Genomic DNA, 3,180 nt, shown 5'->3' with positions numbered 1-3,180 from the left:
ATTTAAGATTAACGATTTTATGTGAATCTAAATAAGTGTCCATGTTAAAAAAATGTAAAAAAAAATAACTGCCAATGCAAAACTTGCAATGACAGTTTTTCGATTAACAATTTGTTATATTGGTTGTGGCACTATACGATTTCTCCTAGTAAAATACTTTTTTATTCTACTTTTGAAACAAGTAAATTGTAAATTTAATTTACAATTGATTTAAACACAAGTTCTGTGTGAGAAACTTTTGGTTTGATAATATATGGATTTTTCTTAGCTTTCTTTTTCCATTTATTACGATTATTAACCATATTTTCTAAAATAGAAATTACCTCATTCTCTTTATCTGTGACAGGACCGAATAAACGATTTTGCGTAATTGGTCCTTCATTATAGTGTTTTGTGTAAAATTCATTGTAATCAAACTGATAGAATAATACAGGTTTCTCTAGATATGAAAAATCAAATGATACAGTTGAATAATCAGTAATTAACACACTATGACGCTTTAAAAGAGATTGTACAGTTTCTTCTCCTTGAACCATGACTTTAATACGGTCATGAGGCGATTTGAATTCTGGCATATATAATTGCGTTTGATAATGAGGATAAAAAGTTAATGTTAAATCTTTCTTTTCAAGGAGTTCATGTAATTGTTTATTATGAAGTAATTTCATATAACGTTCCCAGTACTCTGATTCTTCAAGCGCTTCCTTTGATCTATTCCATGATCGCCACGTTGGCATTAATAAAATCTCATTTCCTTTACTTTCATCAACAAGTGCATCCCATCTTGGAAGTCCAGTAACGATTACTTCGTCCTTTTCATAACCAAATTCAGAGATGATATGTTCTTTTTCAAATTCACTAGAAACGACAAACTTTTTGTAATCAACTTTATTCTTATGCAGTACATGACTTACACGACTAACCCCAATGACTCCATGTTGTAAGAAGATTCGTTCGTTTCGTTGAATTTCAGGTCGCTCCTCAACAATGTATCGATAAGCTTCAGTATACATATTTGGATCTTCCGCATAGCTATTAATTGTTTTAGTCGAAAGTAGTAAAATCAAACTATGCATCATACTACCAAATTGTACAATATGTCCAAGATGTGCTATATGGTTATAATCAGGACTATTCTTATCTATTACATAGTACGCATTAATTTGCGGGTACTTTCTTCGAATATATTTGAATAAATGATATGAGTTATCTTGTGCTGTATCGTGTCGTTCACCAATTAACCATAGCTCTTTTTTCTTCATAAATTGATAAAATAATAAATACAGACAATAAACCATAACTGTATGCCATTGTTTTTTGTAAGCAAACTTTACGACTGGACGAACAACTCGTTTTACTCGTCCAATATTAAATTTCATTTGCTTGGCCACAGGCATCTCAACAACGCGGAAAGATAGATTTCTCTTTTTGTAATACGGTGCAATTTTTCTGTTATCAATTAAATAAGGTCGAGTTTTTTTAGTTTGTTTGTATAAACCTACTTTTAAAGGTTCAGTAACTGTTTTATTACGATCTGAAACTGTCATCCAAACACTCCAGCTACCGTAATCAAGTAGTGTTGATAAGTTTTCGATTATACATTCATAACCAGACTCATCAAAATTGATTTGGTTATTACCTTGAACATAACTAACATCTTTACGTATAACATTCTCAAGTGGAAATTCAATTTCTTGTTTTGTTTTCATTTCTTTAAAGACAATCTTTTTCACACTACCATTCGTACTAATCCCGTTAATAAAAGCAAAACCTTTTATTGTTAATGTGTCTTCTGAAAGGGAGATATCTTCAACCTTTTGACAAAGACTAAACCCTTTAATTTCTAAAAAATGTTTCCACTGTGGAAAATGATTTACTAAAAAACTATAAGTTAAACCCTTTATTTCAACGGTTTCTCGACTAATATCCAATGTATCCATTAGTAAAAGTAGTTTGTATAAATCATCGGGTGTACCTTCATTAAAAATTGCATAAAACAATCCTTGGTACATACGACTACCCTTTAAAATATTTCTATAATTTATAGACTGAATATATTTTTCTCCTATTGCATACAAATTGAAAATATCTTTTTTCGTAAACTTTTTTCGTTTATTTATGATACTTTGGCAAAAGAAGATCCATTGCCTCTTTTCAATCGGAAACAGACGTATAATCGTATTGTTTTCTTCATGGAATGAAACTAACCTTTTTTGAGTCTCTACTAATCCTTCAAAAAATGTTAAATCTGCTTGTTGTACTAAACTTGCCCCATTTTGTTCAACTCGATAATTTAGTACACTTTTGTTTATAACTACCGTTCTATTCGATTTAAATAAAGCTTTTTGTGTAAATAACAGATCTTCTCCAACACGTAAGTCTTGATCAAACATAATATTGTAAACTGATAATAAGTGCTTTTTAAATAACTTGTTACATACACTTGGCGTGACATGTAAATCTTTTGAATTCCTAATATGTCTAACAGGGTTAAGATTTTTCTTAAACAAATCATCCATATACATAAGTCGCCATTTTCTTTTTTCATTAAAACATGTGATATCCCCAACTACAGTATCAGCATTATGTTTTATTGCTTCATCAAACATACTTTTGTAAACATCTGCATCTACTGTATCATCACTATCTAAAAATGCAATATACTCACCTTTAGCTGCTGAAATCCCTTTGTTTCTTGCAGCACCTGGTCCTCCATTTTTTTGCTCAATTAATCGGAAGTTCTTATATCGTCTAATTTCCTTTTTAATAACTGAAACACTATTATCTGTGGAGCCATCATCAACAATCACAACCTCAAGCTGTTTCATTGTTTGTTTTTTAAGTGAATTAATACATTCTTTTATATAGTTCTCTTTATTAAAATTGATTACGATAACCGTAACACCTATTTGTTTTTTCCTCATGTATTTATCCCCTTTGTAAAACTTTGCACTTCCTCTTATTTCAAAATTTAGTAAATTATGATTTAACCCCAATATTAAATCAGGTAAAAACAATTCAATTGATCCTTATCTTATATAGGAAAAATTAGTTTATACATAAAAAAAAACCATTTAAATTTTTGATTTAAATCGCTTTTGTTTCGAACAATACAAAACTTTAAAGTTTTTATAAGTTTATTGTAATGTATTTTTAATATTTTTAATAATAATTTGATTA

1 protein-coding gene is annotated in these 3,180 nt (G+C 29.3%); it reads right to left on the bottom strand.

Going from position 1 to position 3,180, the window contains the following annotated elements; all coding sequences use genetic code 11:
* Nucleotides 1-194 precede the first annotated feature (194 nt).
* The gene (locus tag CN514_RS18590) at nt 195-2,924 is read right to left on the bottom strand and encodes a bifunctional glycosyltransferase/CDP-glycerol:glycerophosphate glycerophosphotransferase (RefSeq protein WP_098233884.1); all 2,730 of its coding nucleotides are present in this window, start codon (nt 2,922-2,924) and stop codon (nt 195-197) included.
* Nucleotides 2,925-3,180 lie beyond the last annotated feature (256 nt).

Origin of the sequence: Bacillus sp. AFS001701, from assembly GCF_002559405.1 — a bacterium.
GTDB lineage: Bacteria > Bacillota > Bacilli > Bacillales > Bacillaceae_G > Gottfriedia.
This window is presented reverse-complemented; position numbering and strand designations above follow the sequence as displayed.

Coding starts and splice junctions, on each gene's coding strand:
- CN514_RS18590 (WP_098233884.1), bottom strand. CDS start 2,924: ATGAGGAAAAAACAAATAGGTGTTACGGTTATCGTAATCAATTTTAAT.